The 16,806-nt window shown below is 62.9% G+C and carries 14 protein-coding genes; 10 read left to right on the plus strand and 4 right to left on the minus strand.

Annotated elements, in window-relative coordinates; all coding sequences use genetic code 11:
- Positions 1 to 48: 48 nt before the first annotated feature.
- The 10 genes from tkt to ACW4TB_RS01465 all read left to right on the plus strand — a co-directional run bounded on the left by tkt (position 49) and on the right by ACW4TB_RS01465 (position 10,305).
- A complete protein-coding gene (tkt, locus tag ACW4TB_RS01420) occupies positions 49 to 2,046 on the plus strand; it encodes a transketolase (protein WP_279929112.1) in 1,998 nt (665 codons plus the stop codon).
- Between the two features lie 156 nt (positions 2,047 to 2,202).
- The gene (gene epd, locus ACW4TB_RS01425) at positions 2,203 to 3,264 is read left to right on the plus strand and encodes an erythrose-4-phosphate dehydrogenase (RefSeq protein WP_279929110.1); all 1,062 of its coding nucleotides are present in this window, start codon (positions 2,203 to 2,205) and stop codon (positions 3,262 to 3,264) included.
- A gap of 12 nt (positions 3,265 to 3,276) precedes the next feature.
- Positions 3,277 to 4,440 carry a phosphoglycerate kinase gene (locus ACW4TB_RS01430; RefSeq protein WP_012312445.1) on the plus strand — a complete coding sequence of 388 codons (1,164 nt, stop codon included), beginning with the start codon at positions 3,277 to 3,279 and terminating at the stop codon, positions 4,438 to 4,440.
- Positions 4,441 to 4,472: 32 nt separating this feature from the next.
- Positions 4,473 to 4,691 carry a hypothetical protein gene (locus ACW4TB_RS01435; protein WP_012312446.1) on the plus strand — a complete coding sequence of 73 codons (219 nt, stop codon included), beginning with the start codon at positions 4,473 to 4,475 and terminating at the stop codon, positions 4,689 to 4,691.
- Between the two features lie 64 nt (positions 4,692 to 4,755).
- Positions 4,756 to 5,085, plus strand: a complete 330-nt coding sequence (locus ACW4TB_RS01440) for an MliC family protein (RefSeq protein ID WP_012312447.1) — start codon at positions 4,756 to 4,758, stop codon at positions 5,083 to 5,085.
- Positions 5,086 to 5,186: 101 nt separating this feature from the next.
- Complete coding sequence (fba, locus tag ACW4TB_RS01445; RefSeq protein ID WP_008093958.1) at positions 5,187 to 6,251, plus strand: class II fructose-bisphosphate aldolase; 1,065 nt, start codon at positions 5,187 to 5,189, stop codon at positions 6,249 to 6,251.
- 196 nt (positions 6,252 to 6,447) lie between these two features.
- Positions 6,448 to 8,568 carry a putative bifunctional diguanylate cyclase/phosphodiesterase gene (locus ACW4TB_RS01450; RefSeq protein ID WP_012312448.1) on the plus strand — a complete coding sequence of 707 codons (2,121 nt, stop codon included), beginning with the start codon at positions 6,448 to 6,450 and terminating at the stop codon, positions 8,566 to 8,568.
- 39 nt (positions 8,569 to 8,607) lie between these two features.
- Positions 8,608 to 9,108: a M48 metallopeptidase family protein gene (locus tag ACW4TB_RS01455; RefSeq protein WP_279929105.1), complete on the plus strand. Its 501-nt coding sequence runs from the start codon at positions 8,608 to 8,610 to the stop codon at positions 9,106 to 9,108.
- Positions 9,109 to 9,120: 12 nt separating this feature from the next.
- Positions 9,121 to 9,417 (plus strand): winged helix-turn-helix domain-containing protein, encoded by a 297-nt coding sequence (locus tag ACW4TB_RS01460; protein WP_012312450.1) that lies wholly within the window; start codon positions 9,121 to 9,123, stop codon positions 9,415 to 9,417.
- A 150-nt stretch (positions 9,418 to 9,567) separates the two neighbouring features.
- Entirely contained in the window at positions 9,568 to 10,305 is a 738-nt protein-coding gene (locus ACW4TB_RS01465; RefSeq protein ID WP_254467058.1) for a substrate-binding periplasmic protein, read from the plus strand.
- A 23-nt stretch (positions 10,306 to 10,328) separates the two neighbouring features.
- Here the strand turns inward: ACW4TB_RS01465 and yccS are convergent, their stop codons facing one another.
- The 4 genes from yccS to mdtD form a co-directional block, all read right to left on the minus strand.
- On the minus strand, positions 10,329 to 12,512 hold the full coding sequence (yccS, locus tag ACW4TB_RS01470; protein WP_012312452.1) for a YccS family putative transporter: 2,184 nt from the start codon (positions 12,510 to 12,512) through the stop codon (positions 10,329 to 10,331).
- Positions 12,513 to 12,595: 83 nt separating this feature from the next.
- A complete protein-coding gene (locus ACW4TB_RS01475) occupies positions 12,596 to 13,777 on the minus strand; it encodes a BaiN/RdsA family NAD(P)/FAD-dependent oxidoreductase (protein WP_042111100.1) in 1,182 nt (393 codons plus the stop codon).
- A 133-nt stretch (positions 13,778 to 13,910) separates the two neighbouring features.
- On the minus strand, positions 13,911 to 15,296 hold the full coding sequence (gene dbpA, locus ACW4TB_RS01480) for an ATP-dependent RNA helicase DbpA (RefSeq protein WP_455842873.1): 1,386 nt from the start codon (positions 15,294 to 15,296) through the stop codon (positions 13,911 to 13,913).
- 64 nt (positions 15,297 to 15,360) lie between these two features.
- Complete coding sequence (mdtD, locus tag ACW4TB_RS01485) at positions 15,361 to 16,788, minus strand: multidrug transporter subunit MdtD (RefSeq protein WP_012312455.1); 1,428 nt, start codon at positions 16,786 to 16,788, stop codon at positions 15,361 to 15,363.
- Positions 16,789 to 16,806 lie beyond the last annotated feature (18 nt).

A 16,806-nucleotide genomic window follows, 5' to 3' on the forward strand; every position in this document is an offset into this window, starting at 1 on the left:
GGCCGCCTTTTTCGTTACACCACCTATTCAAGCCCCAGGAGATAAGCGATGCCCAGCCGTCGTGAACGTGCCAACGCCATTCGTGCCCTCAGCATGGATGCCGTGCAAAAGGCCAACAGCGGCCACCCAGGTGCCCCCATGGGCATGGCGGATATCGCCGAAGTGCTTTGGCGCGACTATCTGAAGCACAACCCGAGCAACCCGAGCTTCGCCGACCGTGACCGCTTCGTGCTGTCCAACGGCCACGGCTCGATGCTGATCTACTCGTTGCTGCACCTGACCGGCTACGACGTCACCATCGACGACCTCAAGTCGTTCCGCCAGCTGCATAGCCGTACCCCGGGCCATCCCGAGTTCGGCTACACCCCAGGTGTGGAAACCACCACCGGCCCGCTGGGCCAAGGTTTGGCCAACGCCGTGGGCTTTGCTTTGGCTGAGAAAGTGCTGGGTGCCCAGTTCAACCGCGAAGGCCACAATATCGTCGACCACAACACCTACGTGTTCCTCGGCGACGGCTGCATGATGGAAGGTATCTCCCACGAAGTCGCCTCGCTGGCCGGCACCCTGGGCCTGAACAAGCTGGTTGCCTTCTATGACGACAACGGCATCTCCATCGACGGTGAAGTGGAAGGCTGGTTCACCGACGACACGCCCAAGCGTTTCGAGGCCTACAACTGGCTGGTGATCCGCAACGTCAACGGCCACGACGCCGACGAGATCCGCACGGCCATCGAGACTGCGCGCAAGAGCGATCGTCCGACCCTGATCTGCTGCAAGACCATCATTGGTTTCGGCTCGCCTAACAAGCAGGGCAAGGAAGACTGCCACGGTGCTCCGCTGGGCAACGACGAAATCGCCCTGGCCCGCAAGGAGCTGAACTGGAACCACGCTCCGTTCGAAGTTCCTGCCGACATCTACGCCGAATGGGATGCCAAAGAAGCAGGCGCCAAGGCTGAAGCCGAGTGGAACACGCGTTTCGATGCCTATGCCGCCGCCTTCCCGGATCTGGCCAGCGAGCTCAAGCGCCGTCTGAGCGGTGACCTGCCGGCCGACTTCTCGGAAAAAGCCGCTGCCTACATCGCTGAAGTCGCTGCCAAGGGCGAGACCATCGCCAGCCGCAAGGCCAGCCAGAACACCCTGAACGCCTTCGGCCCACTGCTGCCGGAATTCCTTGGCGGCTCGGCCGACCTGGCCGGTTCCAACCTGACCCTGTGGAAGGGTTGCAAGGGTGTGGACGCCAACGACGCCAGCGGCAACTACGTGTTCTACGGCGTGCGCGAGTTCGGCATGACCGCGATCATGAACGGCGTCGCCCTGCACGGCGGCCTGGTGCCTTACGGCGCGACGTTCCTGATGTTCATGGAATACGCCCGTAACGCCGTGCGCATGTCCGCCCTTATGAAGCAGCGCGTCATCCATGTGTACACCCACGACTCCATCGGTCTGGGCGAAGACGGCCCGACCCACCAGCCGATCGAGCAACTGACCAGCCTGCGCAGCACGCCGAACCTGGACACCTGGCGCCCGGCCGACGCAGTCGAGTCGGCTGTGTCCTGGAAGCACGCCCTGGAGCGCAAGGACGGCCCTTCGGCGCTGATCTTCTCGCGTCAGAACCTGCAGCATCAGGACCGCGACGCCCAGCAGATCGCCGATATCGCCCGCGGCGGTTACGTGCTCAAGGACTGTGCCGGCGAGCCTGAGTTGATCCTGATCGCCACCGGCTCGGAAGTGGGCCTGGCCGTTCAGGCGTTCGACAAGCTGACCGAGCAGGGCCGCAAGGTGCGTGTCGTGTCGATGCCGAGCACCAGCGTGTTTGACGCCCAGGATGCGGCCTACAAGCAGTCCGTACTGCCGCTGCAAGTGGGTGCCCGCATCGCCATCGAAGCGGCTCATGCCGACTTCTGGTACAAGTACGTGGGTCTCGAAGGCCGTGTCATCGGCATGACCACTTACGGTGAATCGGCTCCGGCCAGTGCACTGTTCGAGGAGTTCGGCTTCACCCTGGAGAACATCCTGGGTACTGCCGAAGAGCTGCTGGAAGACTGATGTAACCCTGGAGGGCTTGGCCCTCCATCGCGACGCAAGGCCGCTCCTGCAGTTCCCGCGCAGCCCGATGTTGGCGCGGTGCCTGTAGGAGCGGCCTTGTGTCGCGATGGGCCGCAACGCGGCCCCAACAGCCACCATGCGTTAGCGAGCCCATCAATGCCCCACCCGCGTCCCTACAAAGTTGCACTCAACGGTTACGGCCGCATCGGCCGCTGTGTCCTGCGCGCACTGTTTGAGCGTGGGGCAAAGGCTGGCTTCGAAATCGTGGCGTTGAACGACCTGGCCGACCAGGCCAGTGTGGAATACCTGACACGCTTCGACTCCACTCACGGCCGATTCCCCGGCGACGTGAAGGTCGACGGCGACTGTCTGCATATCAATGGTGACTGCGTGAAGGTCATGCGCAGCGCCACCCCCGAGGGCGTCGATTGGGCCGCCCTGGACATCGACCTGGTGCTGGAGTGTTCCGGCGCCTATCACACCCGTGCCGATGGCCAGCGCTTTCTTGATTCCGGTGCGCCGCGGGTGCTGTTCTCGCAGCCCATGGCCAGCGAGGCTGATGTGGATGCGACGGTGGTCTACGGTATCAACCAGGCTTGCCTGACCGGCACCGAGCGCCTGGTGTCCAACGCATCCTGTACCACCAACTGTGGCGTACCGCTGCTGCGGGTGCTGGACCAGGCGTTCGGCATCGAGTACGTACAGATCACCACCATTCACTCGGCAATGAACGACCAGCCGGTGATCGACGCCTACCATCATGAGGATTTGCGCCGCACGCGCTCGGCTTTCCAGTCGGTGATCCCTGTGTCCACTGGTCTGGCGCGTGGTATCGAGCGCCTGCTGCCGGAACTTGCCGGGCGAATACAGGCCAAAGCGGTACGCGTGCCGACCGTCAACGTGTCGTGCCTGGACATCACCCTGCAGACCGGCCGTGACACCAGCGCGGCTGAAGTCAACCGGGTGCTGCGCGAGGCGGCGCTGGACGGCCCGCTCAAAGGCTTGTTGGCTTACACCGAATTGCCCCACGCCAGCTGTGATTTCAACCATGACCCGCATTCGGCGATCGTCGATGCCAGCCAGACACGCGTCTCGGGCCCCCGCCTGGTGAACCTGCTGGCCTGGTTCGACAACGAATGGGGTTTTGCCAACCGTATGCTCGACGTTGCCGAACATTATCTGCACGTCGTCCACCCAACCCGCACCAAACAGCCCTGAAGGACTGCATTCATGACCGTGTTGAAGATGACCGACCTCGACCTGCAAGGTAAACGCGTACTGATCCGCGAAGACCTCAACGTGCCTGTGAAGGACGGTGTGGTAACCAGCGACGCGCGTATCCTGGCTGCGCTGCCGACCATCAAGCTGGCCCTGGAGAAGGGCGCGGCGGTAATGGTCTGCTCGCACCTGGGGCGCCCGACCGAAGGTGAGTTCTCGGCCGAGAACAGCCTCAAGCCGGTTGCCGACTACCTGAGCAAGGCCTTGGGCCGCGACGTTGCACTGGTCGCCGACTACCTCGATGGCATCGAGGTCAAGGCTGGTGACCTGGTGCTGTTCGAGAACGTTCGCTTCAACAAGGGCGAGAAGAAGAACGCCGACGAACTGGCGCAGAAGTACGCGGCTCTGTGCGACGTTTTCGTCATGGACGCCTTCGGTACCGCTCACCGTGCCGAAGGCTCCACCCACGGCGTAGCCAAGTTCGCCAAGGTCGCTGCGGCAGGCCCGCTGCTGGCCGCCGAGCTGGACGCCCTGGGCAAAGCCCTGAAGGCACCGGCCAAACCAATGGCCGCCATCGTTGCCGGCTCCAAGGTTTCCACCAAGCTGGACGTGCTGAACAGCCTGAGCTCGGTTTGCGACCAGTTGATCGTTGGTGGCGGCATCGCCAACACCTTCCTGGCCGCTGCCGGCCACCCGGTGGGCAAGTCGCTGTACGAGCCTGACCTGGTGGAAACCGCCAAGGCCATCGCCGCCAAGGTCAGCGTACCGCTGCCCGTCGACGTGGTGGTTGCCAAGGAGTTTGCCGAGAGCGCCGAGGCCACCGTCAAGGCCATCGCCGACGTGGCTGCTGACGACATGATCCTGGACATCGGGCCACAGACTGCGGCCAACTTCGCCGAACTGCTGAAGTCGTCGAAAACCATCCTGTGGAACGGCCCGGTCGGTGTGTTCGAGTTCGACCAGTTCGGCAACGGCACCAAGGTACTGGCCAAGGCTATCGCCGACAGCGCCGCATTTTCCATCGCCGGCGGTGGCGATACCCTGGCGGCCATCGACAAATATGGCGTCAGCGCCGAGATCTCCTACATTTCTACCGGTGGTGGTGCATTCCTCGAGTTCGTCGAAGGCAAGGTACTGCCGGCCGTGGCGATCCTGGAAGAGCGGGCAAAAGCCTGACAATGGCGGCGCCTGGCAAAGGGAGCGACCTGATGGTCAAGCAATTGCCTGTGATCTTGCTGGCTGGTTTGCTGAGCGCATGCTCCAGCAGCCCGTCCTCGGACAACGATCCGGCGCAGCCGCCCAAGGGCGGCTGCTACCAGTCTGAGTGGCAGGCCGAGACTGTGCCGGTAATCAGCAAGCGCGTGGGCCCGGAAGGCCTGGAAAAGTATGACGAAGACCACCAGCGCAAGGCGCCTGGCTGCCCATGAAGCGATGCGCTTCGTCGGAGCAGGCAACCAAGCGACCGTTGTGTGGTCATCTAGAGGATATGCAATGAAAGCGCTGATGGCCTTGATGGCCCTGGCGACACTGGCAGGATGCTCGCTGCTGCAGCCGGCGCAACCCGCCCCTGCGGCCGCCTGGACCCGTTGGGTCTGCGACAGCCAGACCGATGTGCTTTGGCGCTTCGCCGATGTACAACAGGATTCGGTCGACGTGCGCCTCGGCGGCGGCGACCAGGTCTACCGGCTCAAGTCCGAGCCGAGTGCGTCGGGCGCGATGTACAGCGATGGCGTGCTGGCCTTCCACACCAAGGGCGAGGAAGGCCTGGTGTACTGGGTGGCAACCAACGATCTGATTGGGCGGGGCTGCAAGGCACCGTGACTGGCCGGGCCGCACCGGTGGCCCACACTACTTGAACAGCAACCGCCCCAGCGGCAGGCTTGCACGAAACAAAACGACGCTTGTCGGGAGAGAGATACACAATGGCACTCATTAGCATGCGCCAGATGCTGGACCACGCCGCCGAGTTCGGTTACGGCGTTCCAGCTTTCAACGTCAACAACCTCGAGCAGATGCGCGCCATCATGGAAGCGGCCGACAAGACCGACTCCCCAGTGATCGTCCAGGCTTCGGCCGGTGCCCGCAAATACGCTGGCGCGCCGTTCCTGCGTCACCTGATCCTGGCCGCCATCGAAGAGTTTCCGCACATCCCGGTGTGCATGCACCAGGACCACGGCACCAGCCCTGACGTGTGCCAGCGCTCGATCCAGCTGGGCTTCAGCTCGGTGATGATGGACGGCTCGCTGGGCGAAGACGGCAAAACCCCGACCGACTACGAGTACAACGTCCGCGTCACTCAGCAGACTGTCGCCATGGCGCACGCCTGTGGTGTTTCGGTCGAAGGCGAGCTGGGCTGCCTGGGTTCGCTGGAAACCGGCATGGCCGGTGAAGAAGATGGCATCGGCGCCGAAGGCGTGCTGGACCACAGCCAGATGCTCACCGACCCGGAAGAAGCCGCCGACTTCGTCAAGAAGACCCAGGTGGATGCCCTGGCCATCGCCATCGGCACCAGCCACGGTGCCTACAAGTTCACCAAGCCGCCAACCGGTGACGTGCTGGCGATCGACCGCATCAAGGAAATCCATAAGCGCATCCCCAACACTCACCTGGTGATGCACGGTTCTTCCTCGGTACCGCAGGAGTGGTTGGCGATCATCAACCAGTACGGCGGCGACATCAAAGAGACCTACGGCGTACCGGTCGAAGAAATCGTTGAAGGCATCAAGCACGGCGTGCGCAAGGTCAACATCGATACCGACCTGCGTCTGGCCTCCACCGGTGCCATGCGCCGCCTGATGGCGCAGAACCCAAGCGAGTTCGACCCGCGCAAGTTCTTCGGTGAAACCGTGAAAGCCATGCGCGATGTGTGCATCGCTCGTTACGAAGCCTTCGGCACCGCCGGTAATGCCTCGAAGATCAAGCCGATCTCACTGGAAGGCATGTTCCAGCGTTACCTGAAAGGTGAACTGGCCGCCAAGGTCAACTGATCACAGGCCGCCATGAAAAACCCGCAGAAATGCGGGTTTTTTTATGGTTCAACGGCCGGCAAACGACCGTTAGTCGACTACCCTTACCTTTAGTCACTGATAGCGTTCTGATTCCATTGCGTGTTACACACTCGAGTCTAGAGTGTTAAACCGGATCCAATTGCAAGTCGAAGTCGGTCATACAAGAGAAAGCAGCATGGATGGCGCTTACCCTCAACCACCGGATGGCAAGTCGGTTCTCCTGGTGGTGGACGATTACCCTGAGAACCTCATAAGCATGCGAGCCTTACTGGCCCGCACAGATTGGCAGGTGCTGACCGCAGGTTCAGGGACGGAAGCCTTGAGCGCCTTGCTGGAGCACGAAGTCGACCTTGTGTTGCTCGACGTGCAGATGCCGGAAATGGACGGTTTCGAGGTTGCGCGGCTGATGCGTGGTAGCCACCGTACCCGGCTGACCCCGATCATCTTCCTTACCGCCAACGAGCAGTCCGATGCCGCTGTGCTCAAGGGCTATGCCAGTGGTGCGGTGGACTACCTGTTCAAGCCGTTCGACCCGCAGATCCTCAAGCCCAAGGTGCAGGCGCAACTGGACCAGCAGCGTAACCGGCGTATGCAGCAACGGCTGACGCGCGAACTGGAGGCGGCCAGGGCGTTCAATGCGTCCATCCTGGAGAATGCCGCCGAAGGTATTCTGGTGGTCGACGCCCACGGCAACATCAGCTTTGCCAATCCGGCGATCTCGCGCTTGCTCGATGCCCCGGTTGAGCAATTGCAGGGCGCGCAGCTGCTTGAATTGCTGCAACTGCCCCATGCCACCTTATGGAGCGAGTCGGATTTCCATCAGGCGTACCAGTCACGGCAGATCTTCCGAGTACACGACGCCCACCTGCGCACCGCAGGCGGTCACCTGGTCCCGGTGGCATTGTCCTGCGCGCCGTTGCCGGCCGATCAGCAGGCTATGGTGGTGACGGTGCTCGACATGTCGGTAGTGCGCAATTTGCACCAGCAGCTCGAATACCAGGCTGTCACCGACCCGCTCACCGGCCTGCTCAACCGCCGTGGGTTCTATCAGGCAGCTGAAAGCGTGCTGCTGCGCAACGAACGTTCGGACAAGGCCCAGGCCTTGATGTACATGGATTTGGATGGTTTCAAGCGGATCAATGACTCGCTTGGCCACGAGGCCGGGGACCGGGTACTGGGTTGGGTTGCCGAGCAGCTCAAGGACTGCCTGGGCAGTGAGGCGCTGCTGGCGCGCATGGGAGGAGACGAGTTCACTGCGCTCTTCGATAGCCTGCCGTATCCGGAACAAGCCGGCCGCTTTGCCGAGCAACTGCTCGAGCGTATGTCCGTCCAGCGGCAGGTGGCCGGCCTGGATGTCTGCCTGGGTGTCAGCATTGGTATTGCCACCTTCCCGGACTGCGGTGCCACTGTCGAAGGCCTGTTGCGTGCCGCCGATGCTGCTATGTATGCGGCCAAGCAGGCTGGGCGCGGGCAGTATCGCTTCTATGACCAGGAGCTCAATGGCCGGGCGCGTTCACGGCTGATGCTTGAGGACAGCGTACGTGACGCAGTCGAGTCGCAAGGCTTCAACATGGTGTATCAGCCCCAGGTCGCTTTCGCCGATGGTCATCTGCGCGGTTTCGAAGCCCTGCTGCGCTGGCAGCACCCCAGCGTCGGCGATGTACCGCCGGGGCTGTTCATCCCCTTGCTTGAGGAGGCGCGACTGATAACGCGCCTGGCCAGCTGGATCTACCGCCAGGGCGCGGCGCAGCGTCAGGCCTGGTGTGAGCGTTTTGCTCCGGATCTGGTGCTGGGTATCAGCCTGAGCCGCGCTCAGTTCGCCATGCCTGGGCTTGTCGATGAGTTGCAGCGGGTGATACAGGATTACCGGCTCAACCCGGCGCAACTGGAAGTGGAAGTTGCCGAGACCTCACTGATGTACAACATCGACGCGGCGATCAAGCAGATCCACCGCCTGCGCGAGCTGGGAGTGCGCGTGGCGCTGGACGACTTTGGTGCTGGCGACTGCTCGCTGCGCATGCTGCGCGACCTGCCTGTCGACACCTTGAAGCTGGACCGCCATCTGGTGGCGCGCCTGCCCGATTCGGCGCCGGACGCCGCTTTGGTGCGTAGCGTCATTGGCCTGTGCGCCGATTACAACGTCACGGTCATCGCCGAGGGCGTAGAAACTGAGGCCCAGGCTGCTTGGCTCAAGGCAAACGGTTGCGCCTACGTGCAGGGCTTCCTTGTCGCCCGCCCGATGACTGCCGCCGATGCCAGCGGCTTTCCGGCATTTTTTCCCTGGCCGCAGTCCTGATTGGCTAGAATCGGCATTCGTTACGCCGAATGTCATGCCATGACCGTATTACGCTATTTGCAAGCTTACCCGCCGCACCTGCAGGAGCAGGTGCAGCAGATGATCGACAGCGACCGCCTGGGTGAATACCTGCAGCGCCGCTATTCCGGTCGCCATGATGTGCAGAGCGACAAGGCACTGTACGGCTACGCCCAGGAGCTGCGTCAGCAATACCTGCGCAGTGCACCAAGCCTGGACAAGGTATTGTTCGACAACCGCCTGGACCTCACCCACCGGGCGCTGGGGCTCAATACTGCGGTATCGCGGGTACAGGGTGGCAAGCTCAAGGCGAAGAAGGAAATCCGCATCGCCTCGCTGTTCAAGGAGGCGGCGCCGCAGTTCCTGCGCATGATCGTGGTACATGAACTGGCGCACCTGCGCGAGCGTGACCACAGCAAAGCCTTCTATCAGCTTTGTCAGCACATGGAGCCGGACTACCACCAACTGGAATTCGACCTGCGCGTCTACCTGACCTATCGGGAGCTGCCGGGTAACCTGTAAGGATCACGCAGCATGGATGTGAGCAAGACCAAGAGCAGCTTTTATCGCCGCCTGTACGTGGCCTGGCTGATCGACAGCCAGACCGCTACCAGCGTGCCAGCCTTGATGGAAGCCACCGGCATGCCACGCCGCACCGCGCAGGACACCATCGCTGCGTTGGCCGACCTGGACATTGTCTGCGAGTTCGAGCAGCAGGAAGGGGCGCGCAACCACGCCGGGCATTATCGTATCCATGACTGGGGTGCGATCGACAAGCAGTGGATCATTCGCCATCTACGCCAGATCAGGGAAGTGCTCGGCTACCCGTAAGCCAGGTACCCTGCCTGCTTCGGCCAAAATAGAGGCTAAATGACACTATTGGCCGCTGCCCTCTGCGGCGGCTTTGTGTAGTCTCTTTACCAGCGTTATCGAAGACCGCCATCAACAGCCTGTGCCCCCCACCTGCAAAAGGACTTGAGCATGCGGCCACTGTTTTGCGTTCTGGGAGTGTTGGCCGTGATGCTGGCGGCGCCAGCCTTGGGCCAGGGCAAACTGCGGCTGGTGGCCGATACCTGGCCGCCGTTCACCGATGCCGGTATGCCCGGAGCTGGCCTTGCCACCAGCATCGTCACCACGGCGCTGGCGCGTGCAGGTTACCCCAGCGAGTACGAGGAGGTACCGTGGGCACGGGCGCTGCTCGGGGTTAGCGAAGGCCGCTACGACGTATTGATCAATGCCTGGTACAACGATTCGCGCACCCGCATCGGCCAGTTTTCCAAGGCCTACCTGACCAACCGCATCCGTTTGCTAAAGCGCAAGGGCGACAGCTTCCGTTACAGGCGCCAGGCTGATCTTTATCCCTACAGCATTGCCGTGGTGCGTGATTATGCCTACTCACCCGAATTCGATAGCGACACCCGCTTGCACAAGGTGCCGGTAGGCAACTTTTCCTCCGCCGTGCGCATGCTGGCGGCAGGGCGGGTCAACCTGGCGGTGGAAGATGAATTCGTGGCGCGCTACAACCTGCAGCGCGAACCCGAAGCGGTGCGCGATGGGGTGGTGATGGTCGAGCCCCCGCTGGGCGAGAACACCCTGCATATCCTGGTGAGCCTCAAGCATCCTGAGCATCGGCAGATCGTCGAGCGGTTCGAGCGCAGCATTGCAGCGATGAAGGCAGACGGCAGCTATGCACGGCTTCTGCGCCAGCATGGCTTTTGATCTGCAGCGCAGGCAATGAACAATCAGGCCGGTGAGCCCTGTTTGATCAAGTGCGCTGCCAAGGTCCGCAACGGCCCCAACTGCCGGCAGATCAGCGCCAATTGGGTCTGCACCAACCGTTGATGTTCGTCCAGTTCCTCAGGCATCTGTTCCAGCGTATTGGCCAAGGCTTCCTCGGCATCGCTGTGAATCGCCACGGGTAACCGCGCCGCCAGGCCGTTGGCGATTTCGTCGAGGCTGGCGGCCAATGCCTGCCCCGCCCCCTCGATCAACTGTTCATGGACCTCTGCCGGCAGCGCCGTATCACGGTGTGCCCCCAGCCCAGAGAGGTAGCTGAGCAAGGTATGCGACAGCACCAGGAAGCGGAAGCCCACATCGGCCTCCTTACGGAAGTGCCCCGGCTCCATGAGCATGTTGGCCAGCGTAGTGGACAGCGCAGCGTCAGCGTTGTGTGCGTTGCGCCGGGCCAGGCGGTAGGCCAGGTCATCACGCTTGCCGTGGGCATACTGCTGCATGATCTGACGCAGGTACACACTGGCGCAGGCCAGGGTGTTGGCCAGTGCCTTGTTCAGGCGTCGGCCCTGCCAGTCGGGGAGGAACAGGAACACTGCGAGAATGGCGATCAGGCTACCGACCAATGTATCGAACAGCCGTGGCAGGAACAGGCCGTAGCCATCGCCGATCTGGTTGAAGCAGAACAGGATCATCAGCGTGATCGCCGCCGTGGCCAAGGTGTAGCGGGTGGTCCGGTTGACGAAGAAAACCACCCCGGCTACCACTGCGAACGCCGACTGGATGAGCGGATTCGGGAACAGGTCGAACAGGGCCCAGCCAACGGTCAGACCGATGGCCGTGCCGAAGATCCGCTGCACAAGCTTGCGCCGCGTCGCGCCATAGTTGGGCTGGCAGACGAACAGGGTGGTGAGGATGATCCAGTAGCCTTGGGTCGGGTGGATCAAGTGCACCATGCCGTAGCCCACCGACAGCGCCAGCGACAGGCGCAGGGCATGGCGGAACAGCAGCGAGGTAGGTGTGAGCTGGGTGCGCAATCGCTTCCACACATCCTTGAGGTTGCGTGGCGAACGGTCGAGCAGGCTGCTGTCGCTGGCGTCGGCCAGGCTGTCCGGGTTGCTGGCGGCGCCAAGCAGGCGGTCCAGCGTGGCCAGGTTTGCAGCCAGGGCGCGTAGTGAGCGCAACAGGCCACGCCAGGCCGGGTTGTTCTGGTTGCGCAGGTGTTCCAGCGAGGCGTTGAGGTCCTCAAGGGCCTCGGCGAAGCCGGTGGCCAGAACGAACGGCTGGCGCAGCCGGATCGAGCGTGCCAGTTCCTGGCAGGATGCCCCTTGTTTGCGCAGTAGGCGCTGGCAGCGGAACATCACGTCGCTGTGGAAGAACGCCTCGGTCAGGGCGTTGTAAGGGTAGTGTGAGGCGCTCACCCTTTCGTGGATGTCCTGGGCCAGGAAGTACAGCTTCAGGTAACGGCTGACCTTGGAGTTGGGCTGGCTGTTGCCAACCCGGTGCAGAATGATTTCCTTGGCGGCATTCAGCGCGCCCACCACTTTGCCGTTTTGCTGGGCTAACGCCAGGCGTTGGGCTTCGACGTCGAGTGTGCGAATCGGCTCGAACAGGCTGGCCTTGAGCTTGAGGTAGGTGCCCAGTTCGAAGAACAGTTTGGCCAGGCTCTGCTGTACCGGTTGGTTGGAGAACAGCGCCTGCCACAGCACCGAGAGCATGCCATACCAGGCGGCACCGGCCACCAGCAGCAACGGTTCATGCCAGAAGTCGCTGACTTCGCCGCCGCGCTGGTCCACGCCGATCATGGTGTACACCGAGAGAATCAGCGTTGCCGACGCGATCGCTCCGTAGCGTTCACCCAATGCACCAAGCATGGTCAGGGAGAAGGCGGCCAAGGCCATGGAAATGGCGAAGATCCAGGGGTAGGGGAACAGCAGTTCCACCGAAAGCGCGGCAATGGCGAAACACAGCAGGGTGACCAACAACGCGCTGAGGCGGCCTTGCCAGCTATCGTCGGTCTCGGCCAGGGCGCTGGCGATGATGCCGAGGAACAGCGGGATGAGCAGGCTCATCTCGTTCTGGTACCAGCACCAGGCCATGCTGCCGGTGAGCGCAATGGTCACGCGGATGGCGTAGCTGAACTTGTCTTGACCCCACAGGCGACGCAATGACTGACGGAACGAACTCGATGACATGATGGCCTGCTGGCAGTGATCGAATGAATGCATTGCGGCACGGACCAGCAAGAAGCGTTCCGTGCTGCTGAATGGATTCTACTCTACACGAACTGTGCTGCAGCGTTTGCCGATGCCCAGGCCCATTGAAAATTGAAACCGCCCAGGTGGCCGGTGACATCCAGCACTTCACCGATGAAATAGAGGTTGGGGCTCTTCAGCGATTCCATGGTTTTCGACGACACCTCGCGGGTATCGACGCCACCCAAGGTGACTTCGGCGGTGCGGTAGCCTTCGGTACCTGCCGGTACCAGCTGCCAGGCAGCCAGTTTGTCGGCGATCTGCGCCAGCTCCGCCGGGGTGTACTGCTTCATCGGTTTTGATTCGAACCACTGCTCGGCCAGCAGGTTGGCCAGCTTGCGGGTGAACACCTCGCCCAATACGGTCTTGAGTTCCGCGTTGGCGCGCTCGGCCTGCTGCTGTTGCAGCCAGGTCAGGGCATCACGGTCGGGTAGCAGGTTGATTTCGACTGTATCGCCGGCCTCCCAGAACGACGAAATCTGCAGGATCGCCGGGCCGCTGAGGCCGCGGTGGGTGAACAGCAGGTTTTCGCGGAAGCTGGTGCCGTTGCAGCTGGCTGTGCAATCGAGCGAGGTGCCTGATAGCTCGGTGCACAGGGCCTTGAGCTGGGGCTCGGTAATGGTGAACGGCACCAGACCTGCGCGGGTCGGCAGCAAGGTATGGCCGAACTGGCGCGCTACCTGATAGCCGAAGCCGGTCGCGCCCAGCGTTGGAATCGACAGGCCTCCGGTGGCGATCACCAGTGATTGACAGGCGAACTGGCCGGCGCTGGTTTGCAGGATATAGCCGCTTTCGGTCTTCTCGATATGCTCGATACTGGTTTGCATGCGCAGTTCGGCACCGGCTTCGTCGCATTCGGCCAAAAGCATGTCGAGGATGTCGCTGGCCTTGTTGTCACAGAACAGCTGGCCGAGCTTCTTTTCGTGGTAGGGCACGCCATGCTTGGCCACCAGCTCGATGAAGTCCCACTGTGTGTAGCGGGCAAGGGCCGACTTGCAGAAGTGTGCGTTCTGCGAGAGGAAGTTGGCCGGCTCGGTGTACATGTTGGTGAAGTTGCAGCGCCCGCCACCAGACATGAGGATCTTTTTGCCTGGCTTGTTGGCGTGGTCGAGCAGCAGCACCCGGCGGCCACGGCGGGCGCTGAGCTGCGCGCACATCAGGCCGGCGGCGCCGGCGCCGAGGATGATCACGTCGGTGGTGTGCACGGGGTACCTCATTAAGAGTGCTGGGGCTGCTGCGCGGCCCTTTCGCGACACAAGGCCGCTCCTACAGGCATACGCAATCCATTGTAGGAGCGGCCTTGTGTCGCGAAGGGCCGCAAAGCGGCCCCAAAAGATTTCAGAGAATGCGAACTTTCAGGGCGCGGCCCTTGATCTTGCCGCTGTTCAGGCGCTGCATCGCCTGCTTGGCCAGGGCCCGCTCCACCGCCACGAAGGCCTGGAAGTCGAAGATGGCGATCTTGCCCACTTGCTTGCCCGGGATGCCGGCATCACCGGTCAGCGCACCCAGGATGTCTCCCGGGCGCAGCTTGTCCTTGCGACCAGCGGCGATGCATAGCGTGGTCATGACCGGCAGCAGCGGTTCGCCACCTTTGTTCTTCAGGCTGTCCAGCTGGTCCCAGCGCAGCGGACTCTTCTGCAGCGCCTCGATGGCCTGGGCGCGATGGCCTTCGGCCGGGGCGACCAGGCTCACGGCAATGCCTTTCTCGCCCGCGCGACCGGTACGGCCGACGCGGTGCACGTGGATCTCGGCATCGCGCGCCAGCTCCACGTTGATGACCATGTCCAGGCCATCGATATCCAGACCGCGTGCGGCCACATCAGTGGCCACCAGCACCGAACTGCTGCGGTTGGCGAACATGGTCAGCACCTGGTCGCGGTCGCGCTGCTCGAGGTCGCCGTGCAGGGCCTGGGCCACGATGCCCTTGGCGGTGAGGTGGGCAACCACGTCCTCGCACTGCTGCTTGGTGAAGCAGAACGCCACGCAGGACTGCGGGCGGTAGTGGCCGAGCACGCGGGTGACGGCCTCCAGGCGCTGTTGCGGGTCGATCTCGATGAAGCGCTGTTCGATCTGGTTGTCGGTGTGCAGGCTCTCGACCTTGACCTGCTGCGGCTTGCGCATGAAGTCGGCGGCCAATTGCTCGATACCGGCGGGGTAAGTGGCCGAGAACAGCAGGGTCTGGCGGCGCGACGGGGTCTTGCCGATGATGCTGGCGATAGCGTCGAAAAAGCCCATGTCGAGCATACGGTCGGCTTCGTCCAGCACCAGGGTATTGAGCCCGTCGAGCACCAGGGTGCCTTTGTCCAGGTGTTGCTGGATGCGCCCTGGGGTGCCGACGATGATGTGCGCGCCATGCTCCAGCGAAGCGATCTGCGGGCCAAGCGAGACGCCACCGCACAGGGTGAGGATCTTGATGTTGTCTTCGGCGCGGGCCAGGCGGCGCAGTTCTTTGGCAACCTGGTCGGCAAGCTCGCGGGTGGGGCACAGTACCAGTGCCTGGCAACCGAAGTAGCGCGGGTTGATCGGGTTGAGCAGGCCGATGCCGAAGGCGGCGGTCTTGCCGCTGCCGGTCTTGGCCTGGGCAATCAGGTCCTGGCCCCTGAGGATGACGGGCAGGCTCTGGGCCTGGATCGGCGTCATCGAGGCATAGCCGAGGGCGTCCAGGTTGGCCAGCATGGCGGCGGACAGCGGCAAGGTGGCAAAAGCGGTGGTTTCGGTGGTCACGAGGCGGGCCTGCGTTGCGAAGCGAAAAATGCCGCATAGTCTACCAGCCTCGTGGCCATTCGCCCTAAGACTCCATGTGCTGTTCCGGACGACGGGCACGCCTTCCGTCTGTCGGCGACAGCTGCAGGAATATCGCTGCCGCCAGCATGGCCATGATACCGATGGTCACGAAGGTCAGCTGGAAGGCGCCCAAGGTGGTTTCTACACCATCGGCATTGCCGGCTGCAGTGAAACCGCCCAGCAGTGCGCCTGCGCAGGCCACGCCCAGGCTCAGTGACAGCTGCGCGACCACCGACAGCAGGCTGTTGCCGCTGCTGGCGCTGGCATCGTCGAGGTCGATCAGGGTTACCGTGTTCATGGCGGTGAACTGCATGGAGTTCACGGCGCCCAGCAGGGCCAGTTGCACCAGCAGTACGGCATACGGGGTCTGCCCGTCGACCAGCCCCAGGCTGGCCAGCAGCAGGCCGAGCAGCACGGTGTTGCCGGTGAGGACGATGCGGTAACCGAGGCGTTCGATCAGCGGCCGGGCTACGGACTTGGCGACCATTGCCGCCGCCGCCAGCGGGATCATGCTCATGCCGGCCTGTGCCGGCGAATAGCCCAGCGCCACCTGCAGCAGCAACGGCACCAGGAAGGGCAGGGCGCCGCTGCCCAGGCGTGCGAACAGGTTGCCCAGAATACCGATGGCGAAGGTGCGCACGCGGAACAGGCTGGGCGAGAACAGTGGTTCGGGATCGCGCCCGGCGCGTAGCCAGTAAGCCGCAAGGCAGGCCATGCCGGCGAACAACAGGAGCATCACCCGCAGGTGCGGCAGGTGCAATTCGCCCAGGCCTTCCATGGCGATGGTGATCAGCACCATCGCCGCGCCGAACAGGATGAAGCCGGGGCCATCGAAGGTGGTGCGTTCGGCACCGCGCAGGTCGGGGATGAACTTCCACACGGCGTAACAGCCCAGCGCGCCCACGGGCAGGTTGAGCAGGAATATCCAGTGCCAGGTGAGGATCTCGACCAACCAGCCGCCCAACGTCGGGCCTAGCAGCGGGCCCAGCAGGCCGGGGATGGTGATGAAGCTCATGATCCGCACCAGTTCGCTGCGTGGATAGGCACGCAGTACCACCAGCCGCCCGACCGGCAGCATCAGTGCGCCGCCCAGGCCCTGCACCACGCGGGCGAAAATCAGAAAGCCCAGGCTGTTGGCCATGGCACATAGCAGCGAGCCGAAGCTGAACAGCAAGATGGCGCTGAAAAAGATGCGCTTAGTGCCAAAGCGGTCAGCGATCCAACCCGAAGCAGGAATCAGCAGGGCCACGGTGAGCATGTAGGCGATGATCACACCCTGCATGCGCAGCGGGTTTTCTTCGAGCGAGCGGGCCATGGCCGGCAGTGCGGTGTTGAGGATGGTGCCGTCCAGGGACTGCATGAAGAAAGCGATCGCCACAACCCAGGGGAGCCAGCGGGCGGTGACAGGGTCCAGCGGAGTGCGTTCGGGCATATGAACCTCAATGTTCAG

It is taken from the genome of Lelliottia jeotgali (genome assembly GCF_977070485.1).

Bases quoted from the DNA above. Each gene is read 5' to 3' on its own strand.
- tkt (WP_279929112.1), top strand. From the start codon at position 49: ATGCCCAGCCGTCGTGAACGTGCCAACGCCATTCGTGCCCTCAGCATG.
- epd (WP_279929110.1), top strand. From the start codon at position 2,203: ATGCCCCACCCGCGTCCCTACAAAGTTGCACTCAACGGTTACGGCCGC.
- ACW4TB_RS01430 (WP_012312445.1), top strand. From the start codon at position 3,277: ATGACCGTGTTGAAGATGACCGACCTCGACCTGCAAGGTAAACGCGTA.
- ACW4TB_RS01435 (WP_012312446.1), top strand. From the start codon at position 4,473: ATGGTCAAGCAATTGCCTGTGATCTTGCTGGCTGGTTTGCTGAGCGCA.
- ACW4TB_RS01440 (WP_012312447.1), top strand. From the start codon at position 4,756: ATGAAAGCGCTGATGGCCTTGATGGCCCTGGCGACACTGGCAGGATGC.
- fba (WP_008093958.1), top strand. From the start codon at position 5,187: ATGGCACTCATTAGCATGCGCCAGATGCTGGACCACGCCGCCGAGTTC.
- ACW4TB_RS01450 (WP_012312448.1), top strand. From the start codon at position 6,448: ATGGATGGCGCTTACCCTCAACCACCGGATGGCAAGTCGGTTCTCCTG.
- ACW4TB_RS01455 (WP_279929105.1), top strand. From the start codon at position 8,608: ATGACCGTATTACGCTATTTGCAAGCTTACCCGCCGCACCTGCAGGAG.
- ACW4TB_RS01460 (WP_012312450.1), top strand. From the start codon at position 9,121: ATGGATGTGAGCAAGACCAAGAGCAGCTTTTATCGCCGCCTGTACGTG.
- ACW4TB_RS01465 (WP_254467058.1), top strand. From the start codon at position 9,568: ATGCGGCCACTGTTTTGCGTTCTGGGAGTGTTGGCCGTGATGCTGGCG.
- yccS (WP_012312452.1), bottom strand. From the start codon at position 12,512: ATGTCATCGAGTTCGTTCCGTCAGTCATTGCGTCGCCTGTGGGGTCAA.
- mdtD (WP_012312455.1), bottom strand. From the start codon at position 16,788: ATGCCCGAACGCACTCCGCTGGACCCTGTCACCGCCCGCTGGCTCCCC.